10 protein-coding genes are annotated in these 15057 nt (G+C 65.2%); 3 read left to right on the forward strand and 7 right to left on the reverse strand.

Going from position 1 to position 15057, the window contains the following annotated elements; translation table 11 throughout:
* Window positions 1–46 precede the first annotated feature (46 nt).
* Both CN933_RS17055 and CN933_RS17060 read left to right on the forward strand, forming a co-directional pair.
* A complete protein-coding gene (locus CN933_RS17055) occupies window positions 47–2053 on the forward strand; it encodes a hydantoinase/oxoprolinase N-terminal domain-containing protein (RefSeq protein WP_018098637.1) in 2007 nt (668 codons plus the stop codon).
* A 159-nt stretch (window positions 2054–2212) separates the two neighbouring features.
* Window positions 2213–4384, forward strand: coding sequence for a malate synthase G (locus tag CN933_RS17060; protein ID WP_018098636.1), 2172 nt, complete (start codon window positions 2213–2215; stop codon window positions 4382–4384).
* 491 nt (window positions 4385–4875) lie between these two features.
* Here CN933_RS17060 and CN933_RS17070 read toward each other — a convergent pair whose 3' ends face one another.
* Window positions 4876–5550 carry a L,D-transpeptidase gene (locus CN933_RS17070; RefSeq protein WP_018098635.1) on the reverse strand — a complete coding sequence of 225 codons (675 nt, stop codon included), beginning with the start codon at window positions 5548–5550 and terminating at the stop codon, window positions 4876–4878.
* Between the two features lie 225 nt (window positions 5551–5775).
* Here CN933_RS17070 and CN933_RS17075 point away from each other — a divergent pair, with 225 nt between their 5' ends.
* Window positions 5776–6300, forward strand: coding sequence for an MmcB family DNA repair protein (locus CN933_RS17075; protein WP_018098634.1), 525 nt, complete (start codon window positions 5776–5778; stop codon window positions 6298–6300).
* Window positions 6301–6314: 14 nt separating this feature from the next.
* Here CN933_RS17075 and actR read toward each other — a convergent pair whose 3' ends face one another.
* The 6 genes from actR to CN933_RS17105 form a co-directional block, all read right to left on the reverse strand.
* Window positions 6315–6899 carry a global response regulator transcription factor ActR gene (actR, locus tag CN933_RS17080; protein WP_018098633.1) on the reverse strand — a complete coding sequence of 195 codons (585 nt, stop codon included), beginning with the start codon at window positions 6897–6899 and terminating at the stop codon, window positions 6315–6317.
* A 186-nt stretch (window positions 6900–7085) separates the two neighbouring features.
* Window positions 7086–8387, reverse strand: a complete 1302-nt coding sequence (locus CN933_RS17085; protein ID WP_018098632.1) for an ActS/PrrB/RegB family redox-sensitive histidine kinase — start codon at window positions 8385–8387, stop codon at window positions 7086–7088.
* Window positions 8388–8542: 155 nt separating this feature from the next.
* The gene (gene hrpB, locus CN933_RS17090) at window positions 8543–11005 is read right to left on the reverse strand and encodes an ATP-dependent helicase HrpB (protein ID WP_026169008.1); all 2463 of its coding nucleotides are present in this window, start codon (window positions 11003–11005) and stop codon (window positions 8543–8545) included.
* Window positions 11005–11688 carry an ABC transporter ATP-binding protein gene (locus CN933_RS17095; protein ID WP_018098630.1) on the reverse strand — a complete coding sequence of 228 codons (684 nt, stop codon included), beginning with the start codon at window positions 11686–11688 and terminating at the stop codon, window positions 11005–11007. Before CN933_RS17095 ends, hrpB begins: the two co-directional genes overlap by 1 nt.
* Window positions 11689–13377 carry an ABC transporter permease gene (locus CN933_RS17100; protein WP_018098629.1) on the reverse strand — a complete coding sequence of 563 codons (1689 nt, stop codon included), beginning with the start codon at window positions 13375–13377 and terminating at the stop codon, window positions 11689–11691.
* The gene (locus tag CN933_RS17105) at window positions 13361–14587 is read right to left on the reverse strand and encodes an ABC transporter substrate-binding protein (protein WP_018098628.1); all 1227 of its coding nucleotides are present in this window, start codon (window positions 14585–14587) and stop codon (window positions 13361–13363) included. Before CN933_RS17105 ends, CN933_RS17100 begins: the two co-directional genes overlap by 17 nt.
* Window positions 14588–15057: the final 470 nt, after the last annotated feature.

Genomic DNA, 15057 nt, shown 5'->3' on the forward strand with positions numbered 1-15057 from the left:
CACCGGACAGACCCTTCCGGACCCTCATCATTGGACTGAGCAGAAATTGACCCCGCATCTTCTCCTCGGCATCGACACCGGCGGCACCTACACCGACGCCGTCCTTTTCAGCGAAGCTACCGGCGTCGTCGCCAAGGCCAAGGCGCTGACGACCCGCCACGACCTGGCCGAGGGCGTTTCCGGCGCGGTGGAGGCGGTGCTCGCGAAGGCGAGAGTGCCGGTTTCGGCGATCAGCCTCGTGTCGCTCTCGACGACGCTTGCCACCAATGCGCTGGTCGAAGGCCAGGGAGGCCGTGCCGGCCTGATCATGATCGGTTTTGCTCCCGAAGACCTGAAGCGCGACGGCCTTCAGGAAGCGCTTGGGTCCGATCCCGTTCTGTTCCTTCCCGGCGGCCACAACGTTCATGGAGGCGAGACGCCGCTCGACATGAGTGCGCTCGACGAGGCGCTGCCGGCACTCGGCTCTCAGGTGTCGTCCTTCGCCATCGCCGGTTATTTCGCCGTGCGCAACCCGGACCACGAGAAGCGCGTGCGCGATCGCATCCGCGAGGTCTCGCACCTGCCGGTCACCTGCAGCCATGAGCTTTCCTCCAAGCTCGGCGGCCCGCGCCGGGCGCTGACGACGCTTCTGAATGCGCGCCTCGTCTCGATGATCGACCGGCTGATCGGTTCGTGCGAAGACTTCCTCAAGGCCCGCGGCATCGACGTGCCGATGATGGTGGTGCGCGGCGACGGTGCGCTGATCTCGGCCGCCGAAGCGCGGCTGCGCCCGATCGAGACGATCCTTTCCGGGCCGGCCGCGAGCCTCGTCGGTGCTCGCTATCTGACCGGCCTGGACAACGCCGTCGTCTCCGATATCGGCGGCACGACGACCGACGTAGCCGTACTCGAAAAGGGCCGCCCGCGACTCGATGCGGAGGGCGCGGTCGTCGGAGGCTTTCGCACCATGGTCGAGGCGGTCGCCATGCGTACCTACGGCCTCGGCGGCGACTCCGAGGTGAAGATCAACGACCGCGGCCTCAAGGCCAAGATCGATCTCGGGCCCCGCCGGTTCCTGCCCTTGAGCCTGGCCGCGGCCCTGCACGGCGACGCGGTCCTGTCGGTGCTCGAAAGGCAGTTGCGGGCGCCTCATGCCGGCCGGCATGATGGACGCCTGGCGGTCCGCACCGGCTTGCCCGACCACCTGGCGAGCGGGCTTCAGCCGCAGGAGCAGGCACTCTACGGCCGCATCGGCATGGTGCCGGTGGCGCTTGCGGACCTGCTCGTCAGCACGCCGCAGAAGGCAACGCTCGACCGGCTCGTGGCGCGCGGGCTGGTGCATATCTGCGGGCTCACCCCCTCGGACGCGATGCATGTTCTCGGACGGCAGGCGCAGTGGAACGGCGAGGCCGCCCGCCTGGGCCTCGAGATCGCCGCCCGCACCAAGGACGGATCGGGACAGCCTATCGCCGCCTCCGTCGAAGCTCTCGCGCAGTTGATCGTCGACCGGCTGACGCGACAATCCTCTGAAGCCATCCTGCAAGCCTGTCTCAGCGAGGACGGCGCCGCCATCGACCCCGCCGCCTCACTTGCCGTCGACCGGGCGCTGAAACGGGAACCGGGCATCGTGCGCTTTTCGATCAGCCTCGACCGGCCGCTTGTCGGTCTCGGCGCCTCGGCGCCGGTCTATTACCCCGCCATCGCCGAGATGCTTTCCACCGAGGCCGCGATCCCGGCGGAGGCAGATGTCGCAAACGCCGTCGGCGCGGTTGTCGGTCAGGTGCGGGCAACGATCACCGTCTTCGTGACGACGCCGGAGGAAGGCATTTTCATCGTCAACGGTGCGGGCGCGAGCGAACGCTTCGTCGATCAGCAGGAGGCTTTCGGCGTCGCCCGACGGCGCGCCGAAATGATGGCCCTGGAGAGCGCCCGCGCCAACGGTGCAGAAGAACCCGCCGCGGTGCTTCGGGAAGAGATCGACGCGCCGGAAGTCGAAGGCAGCCGCAAGTTGATCGAGGCACGCTTCATCGCCTCGGCAAGCGGCCGGCCCCGTATCGCGCATCACGCGTCTTGACCTTTTCCATTCCGGAAACAATTCTTCGCATCCTTGCGGAATTGACAGGGAATGCTTTGATGAGAGAGTGTCCGCGCATGTGAGCGGGGCCAAAGCGCTTTTCCTCCCGGGCGCCGCTTCTATCTATGGCAATGGGAATACTGAATCAGGAGCTGTGGCATGGACCGCGTTGAGAAATATGGATTGCAGATCGATGCGGGGCTCCACCGCTTTCTGGTCGAAGAGGCGATGCCGGGCACCGGGGTCGAGGCGGAGCGGTTCTTTTCCGCCTTCTCGGATCTCGTTCACGATCTCGGACCGAAGAACCGCACGCATCTCGTCAAGCGCGACGAGATGCAGACCAGGCTCGACGGCTGGTATCGCGAGCATGGTGCCCCGGTCGACATGGAAGCCTATGAAGCCTTCCTGCGGGAGATCGGCTACCTTCTGCCGGAAGGTCCCGATTTTTACGTCTCGACCGCAAATGTCGATTCCGAAATCGCGACGATCGCCGGGCCGCAGCTTGTCGTGCCGGTGATGAATGCGCGCTATGCGCTCAATGCCGCCAATGCCCGCTGGGGATCGCTCTACGACGCCCTTTACGGCACCGATGCAATAGCGGAGACCGACGGGGCCGAGCGCGGCAAGGGATACAATCCGAAGCGCGGTGCCAAGGTCATCGCCTGGGCGCGAGAATTTCTCGACGCGAGCGCTCCGCTGGCGGCCGGCCGCTGGAGCGATGCCGAATCGTTCTCGATCGAGGGAGCGACGCTGACCGTAACGCTTGCCGACGGCACGAAGAGCGCTCCGCGCAATTCCGTTCAGTTCGCCGGCTATGCTGGTGACCCCGCGGCGCCGTCCGAAATCGTTCTGCGTCGGAACGGCCTTCACGTCGTCATCGTCCTCGACGCAACGACACCCATCGGCAAGGCCGATGCAGCCGGCATATCCGACGTCGTCTTGGAATCGGCCATCACCACGATCATGGATTGCGAGGATTCGGTTGCGGCTGTCGATGCCGAGGACAAGGTGCTCGTCTACCGCAACTGGCTCGGGCTGATGAAAGGCGATCTCGAGGAGGAGGTGACCAAGGGCGGCAGGGCGTTCACCCGGAGGCTCAACCCCGACAGGGCCTATACGGCTCCGGACGGCGCGACTCTGACACTGCCGGGCCGGTCGCTGATGCTGGTGCGCAATGTCGGGCACCTGATGACCAACCCCGCGATCCTCGACCGGGACGGCGAAGAAGTGCCGGAAGGCCTGATGGATGCCATGGTGACGGCGCTGATCGCACTCCACGACATCGGCCGGAACGGCCGGCGGGCGAATTCCCGCAGCGGCTCCATGTATGTGGTCAAGCCGAAAATGCACGGGCCGGAGGAAGTCGCCTTCGCCTGCGAGATCTTCGCCCGCGTAGAGGCGGCGCTCGGGCTTCCGGCCAACACGATGAAGATGGGAATCATGGACGAGGAGCGGCGGACGACCGTCAACCTCAAGGAATGCATCCGCGCCGCCCGCGAACGGGTCGTCTTCATCAATACCGGCTTCCTGGACCGCACCGGCGACGAAATCCACACCTCTATGGAAGCCGGCCCGATGATCCGCAAGGGCGACATGAAGCAGGCGCCATGGATATCGGCCTATGAGAACTGGAACGTCGATGTCGGTCTCGCGTGCGGGCTTTCCGGCCACGCCCAGATCGGCAAGGGCATGTGGGCGATGCCGGACCTGATGGCGGCGATGCTGGAGCAGAAGATCGCTCATCCGAAGGCGGGCGCGAACACGGCCTGGGTACCGTCGCCGACGGCCGCGACTCTGCACGCCACCCATTATCACCGCGTCAACGTCGCCGAAGTCCAGGCGGGCCTCAAGAGCCGCGCCCGCGCGAAGCTCGCCGATATCCTCTCCGTGCCGGTCGCTCCACGGCCGAACTGGACCGAGGAGGAAATCCAGCGCGAACTCGACAACAATGCGCAGGGCATTCTTGGCTATGTCGTGCGCTGGGTCGACCAGGGCGTCGGCTGCTCCAAGGTGCCGGACATCAACAATGTCGGCCTGATGGAGGACCGCGCGACGCTGCGCATCTCGGCGCAGCATATGGCGAACTGGCTGCATCACGGCATCGTCAGCGAAGCGCAGATCGTGGAGACAATGAAGCGCATGGCGGCGATCGTCGACGGGCAGAACGCCGGCGATCCGAATTACCAGCCCATGGCTGGGCGCTTCGACGAATCGATCGCCTTTCAGGCGGCGCTCGATCTCGTGCTCAAGGGCCGCGAGCAGCCGAACGGCTATACCGAGCCGGTCCTGCATCGCCGCCGGCTGGAGCTGAAGGCGAAGCAGCGGGCCTAGGGCCCGTTGCGATTTTAATGGCGTCGAAGCTCTGGTCGGTTTTGTCGGCACGCACGGTGATGCGCTTGAATTCCTCGCGTATCGACCGTGCGCCACTGCATGTTTCCTTTGATCGCGGCCGATCAATGGACAAAAACATCCAGCAGCTCAAAGGGTTACAGCGACCTTGGCGCGTCTCACAAGACGCGCGGCGCTGTAGAATACTCTTCGGAGGGCTGCAATCTTTCCTCCCCTTATCCCTGTGCTCGTCACAGGGATGAGAGCAGCGCCGCGTCTGCGGCGCGGGAAGCGTTCTTTCAGCCCAAGGACTTGGTCTGGCTGGATTCCTGTGACGAGCACAGGAGTGAGGGGATCAACAAGGCGCGCCGTGCGTCCAAAGGGACGCACAAAGAACGCGCCAGCTTCTCGAATCGAGCGCAATCAGCCGCGACGGCAAAAAGAAAGGGCCACCCGGCGCCACCGGATGGCCCTTTTTCGATGTGTTGCAGCCGTTACTGCTGCACGACGACGCGTGCGTTGCGGCCGGGGCGGACCCGCGAATAGAGATCGATGATGTCCTGGTTCATCAGACGGATGCAGCCGGACGAGGCGGCGGTGCCGATCGACGACCATTCCGGCGTGCCGTGCAGGCGGAAGAGCGTGTCCCGGCCTTCCTTGTTGAAGAGATAGAGAGCGCGGGCACCGAGTGGATTGCTGATGCCCGGGCCCATGCCGGCCTCTACATATCTGGCGACTTCCGGCTTGCGCTCGGCCATTTCCTTCGGCGGGTGCCAGGTCGGCCATTCCTGCTTCCAGGCGACATAGGCCTCGCCTTCCCACGCGAAACCCTGCTTGCCGACGCCGATCCCGTAACGTACGGCCTTGCCGCCGGGCAGCACGTAATAGAGGAAGCGGCTCGGCGTGTTGACGACGATCGTTCCCGGGCGTTCCTTCGTCGGGTAATCGACGATCTGCCGATGGAAACGCTGGTCTACGCGGTTGATCGGAACGCCCGGCACCGCATATCCGTGGTCCTCAACAGGGCCATAATTGCTGGAGAAGATCTGGTTCGTCGCCACTTTTTCGCCCTCGGGAGAGGAGCCGGCCGTGGTCGTGGTCTGTGAGCAGCCGGCGAGGGCAACGGTGGCCGCCAGGCTGCACAGAAGGAGAGCGTTGCGGAAGCGCATGATGGTCTCGTAAAAGAGGTCAGGAAAATACGGGGGAGGGTGTCCGGCCGTCAGCGGCAACAGCTTATTTTCTATTGCACCGCAGTGCGCAAGGGACCGGCCCCCCGCAATGTGGCCGAAAGGTGTAAATTCCGTGACGATTGCTTTTTTGCAACAAACCACCCTGCAGCGCCGCGCGTCTCGTCAGAGGCGCAAGGGTCGCCGTAGCACTTTGCGAGGGCGGCAATGACGATCTTGTCTATCCATGGCGACAATCCGCTCGCAGACGGACGCCAGTCAGAGCGGGCGATGAAGGTACGGCGCGGCGTTCAGCGGCTGCTGATGGAACTGCGCCACGCGGCTCTGCCCGAATTGACGCTTGCGAGCGGGAGGCGGGCCGATCTCATCTCGCTCTCGCCGAAGGGAGAAATCTGGATTATCGAGATCAAGACCTCGATCGAGGACTTCCGCGTCGATCGCAAGTGGCCGGAATACCGGCTCCACTGCGACCGCCTGTTCTTCGCAACGCATGCGCAGGTGCCCCTCGACATCTTTCCGGAGGAATGCGGGCTGATGCTTTCGGACGGCTACGGCGCGCATATGCTGCGCGACGCTCCGGAACACCGCCTGCCTCCGAGCACGCGAAAATCGGTGACGCAGGCCTTCGCGCGCACGGCGGCGCAGCGCCTGACGCTCGCAGAATGGGCAGCCGAGCGAAACGGCGAGCTCGGCCAGTCGATCAGCGACATCGTCAGCGGCGGGCGGGATTAAAAAGACGGCGCGAGTTACTTCGGCGCCCGTTTCGCCAGAATGCGCTGCAGGGTCCGTCGGTGCATGTTGAGCCGGCGCGCCGTTTCGGAAACATTGCGCTCGCACATTTCATAAACGCGCTGAATATGCTCCCATCGCACGCGATCGGCCGACATCGGGTTTTCCGGAGGCTCCACCCGCTCGCCCGGGCGCTGAATCAGCGCCGCGAGAATGTCGTCGGCGTCTGCGGGCTTGGCCAGATAGTCGAGAGCTCCGAGCTTCACGGCGTTGACCGCTGTCGCGATGTTTCCATAGCCCGTCAGAACGATCATGCGCGTGTCGTCGCGGCGCCCACGGATCGCCTCGATCACGTCGAGACCGCTGCCATCGCCCAGGCGGAGATCGATGACTGCATGTTTCGGCGGGCGGGTCTTCGCCTTGGCTATGCCTTCGGCGACCGATTCGGCGATCTCGACCGCGAAGCCGCGCGCTTCCATTGCGCGGGCGAGGCGCCGCAGAAAGGCCGTGTCGTCATCGACGATCAGAAGGCTCTTGTCAGGCCCGATCAGGTCCGCATCGGCGGCGTGAGTGTTTGGCGCAGGCATCGACTTTTCGATCATTTCTCAAATCCCTACAGCGCCATGCGTCTCACCGGGCGCGCAAGGGCCGCTGTAACCCTTCAAGTGCTGCATGTTCTATTCTTTCACCGGACAGGATCAAAGGAAACATGCGGTAAGCATAAACCGGTGGTTTTGCCGGCAATCATGTGGGTTTCCCCGCACCTGTCTTCAATAAACCGTCAAAAGTCATTTCGCCAGTTTCGTGTCCATCAGCACGCGCGGCCATTCGACGCTGACCCGGGCGCCCGGGTGTTTCGAGCCGCCGTTCTCGAAGCGCAGCCGGGCACCGGAACGCTCGAGCAGCGTCTTGGCGATGAAGAGACCGAGGCCGAGCCCGCCGGCACTGTCGTCCTTCTGCCGCCGCGTCACGTAGGGTTCGCCGATCCGCGCCAGGATGTCCGGCGAAAAACCGTCGCCGTCGTCTTCGATCGTCACCCGCACGCGCTCGGCCGTGTGCTCCGTCGTGACGGTCACCTTCTTGCGCGCATAGTCGACCGCGTTCTCCAGCAGATTGCCCAGGCCGTAGAGAATGCCGGCATTGCGGATGCCGACCGGCTCCGAGGCGCGATCGCCCTGCTCCTTCAGCTCGATTTCTATGCCGAATTCGCGATGCGGCGCCATCACCTCCTCGATCAGCGATGAGAGCGGCAGAAGCCGCATATGTTCTTCGCTTTCGGACGAAAGGGTGGTCAGCCGCCTCAGAATGTCGCGGCAGCGTTCGCTCTGGCTGCGCAGAAGATGGACGTCCTCGCCGAAACGCGGATCGTCGCCAAGCTCCCGTTCCATCTCCTTGGCGACGACGCTGATCGTCGCGAGCGGCGTTCCGAGTTCGTGGGCGGCGGCGGCCGCGAGACCGTCGAGCTGCGACAGGTGCTTCTCCCGCTGGAGGACGAGCTCGGTCGCCGTCAGCGCTTCGGAAAGCTCGCTCGCCTCGAGCGAGACGCGATAGGTGTAGAAGGCGGCGAAGGCCGTCATCGAGACGATCGCGAACCAGATGCCCGCCGTCAGCACGCGCGGCATCAACAGAACGGTGCCTGGATACCAGGGCAGCGGGAAGGGCGAGAAGGCAAGGGCGGTGACGCCCAGGACGGCGAGGCCGGCCAGCACGATGCTCTGCGGCTTCGGCTGCGAGGCCGACGAGATGATGACCGGCACGCAGAGAAGCGGCGCGAAGGGATTGGCAAGGCCGCCGGTGATGAAGAGCAACGCAGTCAGTTGCGCAAGGTCGAGACCGAGCAGGGAGAAGGCGGCCGGCGGCGTCAACCGCTGCGTCGGCGGAAAGCGGAGCGTGAGAAAGACGTTGAGAAGCGCCAGGCAGGCGATCAATACGGAGCAGGGAACGATCGGCAGCGGGAACTGCAGCCACAGCGCCGTGACGACGACGGCGAGCGATTGTCCGCCCACCGCCAGCCAGCGCAGCCGGATGAGCGTCTGCAGCCTCAGACTGCGATTGCTGTTCTGATCGTTATAGAGTGTCGCAGCTGCCATGCGTTTCCGTTTCGCGATGCGGGTCGCATGCGCGACCGGGCGTCAATTCATCTTACCGGACTTTATTCCGAACCCGGCAAATAGGAAACGGCGGCGGACCGCGGTGCGCCGTAGAGCCGCATCCGGCCACTTTGGAGTACACTTTTCCGCCCGTTCTAAGTCCCGCGCGGTTTCGCGCGCGTCGTCGGCATCGCATTGGCGGGATCCTCCGGCCAGGGATGTTTCGGATAGCGGCCGCGCATCTCGGCTCTGACGTCCTTCCACGAACCGGCCCAGAAGCCGGGCAGGTCCCGGGTCGTCTGGATCGGGCGGTGGCCGGGGGAAATCAGCTCGAGAAGCAGCGGCAGCCGACCGTCGCCGATCGCGGGATGGGCTTTCAGGCCGAAGAGCTCCTGAACGCGGATCGACAGGAGCGGTTCGTCGCCGTCGTAATGGATCGGATGACGCTGGCCTGTCGGCGCTTCGAAATGCGTCGGCGCCAGCCGGGCGAGGTCGCGCTGAAGGCCGTATGGAACGAGCGAGATGAGGCCTTCGGCGAGATCGCGGCCCTTGATCCCGTCAATGCCGCCGGCGTCTCCCTGGAACGGAACGAACCACGCGTCGAGACGGGAGATCAGCGCCGCGTCCGACATGTCCGGCCAGGGCTCGCCGATGGAGCGGTGCAGGAATCCGATACGGTCGCGCAGTTGCTCCACGTCCTTCGGGAAGGGGACAGCGGCAAGCCCCAGTTGCCGGATACCGTCCGCGAGTGCCCGCGCCGCCGCCTGGCCGCTGGGGCGAGGCAGGGGTTTCTCCTCGAAGATGATCGCCCCGAGCCGTGTCACCCGGCGCGCACGCACCTGCCGGCTGGCCCGATCGAAGAAGCTTTGCTCCTCGGTGACGATGGCGTCCGGCATGTGCCCTTCGACATCGCCTCTCGTGATTTCCGCTGCAGCGAGCACCCGCTGCGCCCCGGCTCTGCCGGTAAGATCGGCAATGACGAGCATTCCGGCCGCAGCAAGCCGTTCGGTCTCGGGGATCTCGGCGCCGCGTCCGTTCGCCATGACGAAGCGGCCGCGCCCGCCGCGCTGCAGCGCGATGCGGTCGGGAAAGGCGTGCATCAGCAGGGCTCCAGGCAGAACGGGCTCCAGACCCGCCTTGTTCGATGCGCCGAGTTCGCCGGCCATTCGCCGCGCCAGACCGCGGGCGGCCTCGGCCCGGTCGCTGCGCTCGCTCCGGAACCGGCGCAGCCGCTCCTCGATATCGATGCTGTTGCCGCCGAGGCCCTGCTCGGTGAGCATCACCGCTAGAAGGCAGGCCTCCTGCGCCCGCCCTTCCTCGGCGGCTGCAACCGACATTGCCGCAAGCCGCACCGGCAGCGCCAGATCGCGGATCCTGCGGCCCTTCGGCGTCAGCGCGCCGCGGCTGTCGATCGCGCCGAGCTCGACGAGCAGGCCTCGCGCCTCGCGCAGGGCCGTCTCCGGCGGCGGATCGAGGAATTTCAGCGTCGACGGATCGGCCACACCCCAATGGGCAAGATCGAGGAGCAGGCCGGAGAGATCGCTGGCAAGGATCTGCGGCGGCGTGAAGGCGGCGAGCGCCGCAGTCTGGCCGGGATGCCACAGGCGGATCGCGATACCCGGCTCGGTCCTTCCGGCGCGCCCGGCGCGCTGATCGGCCGAGGCTCTTGAAACGCGCACGGTTTCGAGCCGCGTGATGCCCGTCGAGGCCTCGAAGACCGGCAGCCGCTGCAGACCGCTGTCGACGACGATCCTGACGCCGTCGATGGTGATCGAGGTTTCGGCGATCGAAGTCGCCAGCACGATCTTGCGTGTGCCCTTCGGTGCCGGGCGGATCGCCGCGTCCTGTTCCTTCTGGCTCAGATTGCCGTAGAGCGGGACGATTGCGGTCGCCTCCCCGAAGCGATCGGCGAGCCGCGCGGCCGTGCGGGCGATTTCCGCCTGCCCGGGCAGGAAGGCAAGGATGGAACCTTCCTCGGACCAATGCGCCTCTGCAATCGTGCGGACCATCGCGTCCTCGACGCTTTCACCGGCCGCTCTGTTTTCGTAGCGTATGTCGATAGGGAAGCTCCGGCCTTCGCTTTTCAGGACCGGCGCATCGCCGACGAGCCCGGCGATGCGTTCGACGTCGAGCGTCGCCGACATGACGACGATCCTGAGGTCCTCGCGCAGCGCCGATTGCACGTCGAGCGCCAGCGCCAGCCCGAAATCGGCATCCAGCGAACGCTCGTGGAACTCGTCGAAAAGGACAGCCGAAACGCCGGGCAATTCGGGATCGTCGAGGATCATCCGGCTAAAGACGCCCTCCGTTACAACTTCGATCCGGGTTTTGCCCGATACGCGGTTGTCGAGCCGCATCCGGTAGCCGACGGTTTCGCCGACCTTCTCCCCCAGAAGTTCGGCCATGCGTCCGGCCGCGGCCCGCGCTGCGAGCCGCCGCGGTTCGAGCAGAATGATCTTGCCGTCGCCGCGCCAGAGCTGGTCGAGCAGAAAAAGCGGCACCAGCGTCGTCTTGCCGGCGCCGGGAGGAGCCGACAGCACGACCGATCCCGACGAAGCGAGCGCGTCGCCAAGGCCGGGCAGGATCTCGCGGACGGGCAGGGCAGGAAGCGCGCGCATCATGCCTGCTCCTCCATTCCGATTTCGATCACGCGGCCGCCGGCGGCCTCTGCGTCGGCACTGTCGTGGGTCACCAGGATGGTGGGCAGCCCGGCCGCCCTCGCCTTGGAAAAGACAAGCTCACGCGTCTGCTGCCTGAGCGCCGCGTCGAGATTGGAGAAAGGTTCGTCGAGAAGCAGGAATCGTGGCGCGGAAACGAGTACCCTTTGCAGCGCCACGCGTGCCTTCTGGCCGCCAGAGAGCGTGTCCGGGTCGCGGTCGAAGAAGCCGGTAAGGCCCACCTCGTCGAGGGCTGCATCGGCCAGCCGGCGGCGTGCGGCCCGTCCTTTGACAGCCGGCGCTATGGCGAAGACGATGTTGCCGCCGACCGATAGATGGGGAAAGAGCAGCGGATCCTGAAACAGGATGCCCGCGTGGCGCCGGTTGGCGGGAACCGCCGTCAGGTCCGTGCCGTCGATCAGGATGCGGCCGCTCACATCGAATGCCGCATCGAGAAAGCCTCCCGCAAAGGCGAGCAGGGTCGACTTGCCGGAGCCGGACGGCCCCATGATCGTCAGCACCTCGCCCGGCGCGACCGACGCCGATATGGCGAGCAGAACCCGGCCGCCCAGACCGATCGTCACCTCCGAGAGCGTCAGGCATCCTGTCTTGATCGGGGATTTTGACCCGGCGTTTTCCTGCATTCACGTCCTCATTGCCCGCCGGTTGCGGAATAGCAACTGCGGGCCGAGCGACGCAACGAGAAATGCGAGGAAGGGCAGGAGCCCCTGAACGAGGGCGTAGATGCCGATGACCCGCCGGTCGCCGCCCGACGAGAGTGCGACGGCCTCGGTCGTGATCGTCGTCAGCCGCCCGGATCCGATGAGGAGCGTCGGCAGATAGAGGCTGACCGACACGGCGAAACCGACCGCGAGCGCGGTGAGGCAGGCACGAAAGAGCAATGGCAGCCGGACCGTGAACAGGATTTCCAACGCCGGCTTGCCGAAGCCGGCGGCGATTTTTTCGAAGCGCGGGTCGACCGCGCGCCAGGGGGCCGACAGTGACAGAAGCACGTAAGGGAGCACGAAAACGAAATGGACGCCCAGCACGCTCGCAAAGCCGGGAGTGAGCCCCGCCGAGAGCATCAGGACCTGCAGCCCGAAAACGAAGCTGATCTCCGGGACGAGCAAGGGGAGGTAAAGCAGCCGGTAGCCGGCTGCATTCTTCCGTCCGCCGGCGATGCCGTTGCGGTAGAGCAGGAGGATCGTAAATACGAGCGCCAGCGATGACGCCGAAAGAGCGAGCGCGACCGTAGTGCCGAGCGGCGCCCAGAGTTGGGGCAATGTGCGCATCCAGGTATTGGGCGTGAAACTTCCGGGCAACGCGTCGGGAAATGGCCAGAGGCCTGCAACCGACCAGATGGAAAGCACGCTGAGCCCCGCGAAAATGGTGACCGTGCAGGTGCTCATGGCGAGGGCGCCCGCGGCGCGAAGCGCGCCGTCCCGCGCAAAGCGCCGTCCGGAAAAGGTCAGGCGCGCGAGAACGGCTTTCCCGACCCGTTCGAGCACGATCCAGCTCGCCATTGCGGCAACGACGATGCCAAGCTGCAGGAAAGCGCCCGCCGATGCGAGAAATCGCGCACCGAGGTCGTCGTCTCCGGCCCATTGGGTTACTCGCACCGGCAATGTCGGCGGCAGCTTCGGCCCGAGGATCATGGCGACGTCGACCACGGATACCGAATAGACGAGCACCGCGAAGACCGGCAGACGGATCTGGCGGTAGAGGGCGGGCCAAAGACAGATGGCGAAGCCGGCGACCCGCCCGTAGCCGAGCGCCGCCGCAAGGCGCGATGCCCTCGTGACGGCAAGCTGCGGCAGGGCGGCAAGCGTCACCAGGAAGAGAAACGGCACCTCCTTTACGATGAGCCCGGCAATCATCGTCAGCGCGAAAGGGTCGTTGGGAAGAAGCCAGTCCGGGGGCCGCGTGAAGCCCGTCACCTCCGGCGAGATCAGCCGGAGCAGGAAGCCCGACGGGGCGACGAGGAAAGCCAGCGCAAAGGCGGCGGCGGCATGCGGGACGGCAAGCAGGGGAGAGACGAGATGCTGGATGCGGGCGAAAAGCGGCGTGCCGGCAAAGCCCGCGACGAATGTGCCGACGACCGCTGTCGCTGCGACCGTCGTCAGCAATCCCGCAGCGAGGCCGGTCAGGACCGAGCGGAGAATGTGCGGCTGGCCGGCGAGTTCGGCGAAATGAGCAAGCGTGACGCGAAAGCCGCCGAGCGCCGGCAGGTAGCCGAAGGCCGGCAGGATCGTTCCTGCAAGCCCGGCAAGGATGGGAAGCCCCAGAACGAAGGCAAGGAGGGCGTTTCCGCCGAGCCTAGTTGGCTGCGCCATAACGCCGGATCCATTCGGTTTCGATCCGTGTCATCCAGTCCGGGTGCGGTTCGTCGAGCGCGGGACCGAGTTCGTCGGGATGGAGCGTTGCAATGCCGAGGTCCAGGCGCTCGAAAGCGGACCGGTCGGCTTCCGGAAGTTTTGCAGGAGAAAGCACAGTCGGATCGCCCCAGATATTCGGGTCCTGCTTGCGAAGTTGCGCCTCGGGCGAGAGGAGGAAATCGGCAAGCAGAAGCGCGCCGGCCTTTGCCGTTGCGTTGTAGGGAATGGCGACGAAATGCGTATTGCCGAGCGTGCCTCCGGAAAAGACGAAGGAGCGGACCGTCTCCGGCAGCTCGCCATTGGCGATCGCGGAGGAGGCTTCAGCGGGGTTGAAGGCGAAGATGATGTCGAGTTCGCCGTCGGCGAGCTTCTGCTTCATGTCCGCATAGTTCTGAGGATAGGCCTTGCCTTTTCGCCATAGCAGCGGCGTCAGCCTGTCGAGATAGGCAAACAAGGGCGCGGCATCGGTCGCGAACGTCTTTTCGTCGACGGGTTTCTGCAGCTTGGCCCTGTCGTCTACGAGCTCGATCAGCACCTGCTTCAGGAAGGAAGAGCCGGTGAAGTCCGGCGGCTGCGGGTAGGAGAAGCGCCCGGGATTGGCCGTGGCCCATTCCAGGAGATCCGCTGCGGAATCCGGCAGCTCGCTCGCCTTCATGCGCGCCGAGTCGTAGAAGAACACGAGCTTGGCACCGCCCCAGGGACTCTCCAGTCCGTCGGTGGGGATGGTGAAATCGGTGAGCACCGTCGGTGTGTTTTCGTGGTCGACATAGCGCCAGTTCGGCAGTTTCGTCGCCCAGCCGGGCGCGTAAAGCAGCCCTTCGCGTTTCATCGCGGCGAAGTTCTCGCCGTTGATCCATACGAGATCGACCGATCCGCCCTCGTCCTTTCCTGCGGATTTTTCCGCGAGCACGGTCGCGGTCGCCTTAGCGGTGTCGTCGAGCTTTACATGGACGACGGTGACGCCGTAGCGCGCTGTCATTTCGTCGCCGGCCCATCTGATATAGGCATTGACGTTCTCGGAGCCGCCCCAGGCGTTGAAATAGACCGTCTGGCCCCTGGCCTCCGCGACGACCGCTTCCCAGTTTCCCGCGTCCGTGGCGGACGCCTTGCCGGCGAGGCCGAGCGCCAGCAGCGCTGCGGCGATGATCTTCCCTGCTCGCCTGATCATGACGCTCCTCTACCCCGGTCCATGCCGTTGCCGCCGAGGGTAAGACAAGGGCGGTCTGCGTCAATGCACGCGGCCGCCCTCGACCGTCACGTTTCGGTGAGACGTGCTCGGGTCGCCTCTTTTCGCGGAAGCGGCAACGGGCTTCGAGACCCACGAATTCTCATCGAGCGCGGCCCTTGAAAGGCGGAACTGCGTTAACCATATAGCTTGCATCCCCAGAAGCGCCGAAAGCCCGCAAAGCGGACCCGTATTGGTAGAAGCGTCGGACCACTTTTCGCGCGTCATGGAAAACCACCTTTAAAAACAGTCACTTACGATTTTCTGCTGATTTTTTGAAAATCGTTGTTGACGTGTCGGAGGGTGGGGGTCTATAAGCCCGATCACTGACGAGGGCGGCGGCGCTGCTGGCGACGATGTCCTTCGCTCTAGGGTTTCCAAGATTGGCGGATGCTGATTGTCGGGACTGGGCC

The sequence above is a fragment of the Sinorhizobium sp. M4_45 genome (assembly GCF_002885915.1).
GTDB classification, from domain to species: Bacteria; Pseudomonadota; Alphaproteobacteria; order Rhizobiales; family Rhizobiaceae; genus Sinorhizobium; species Sinorhizobium meliloti_A.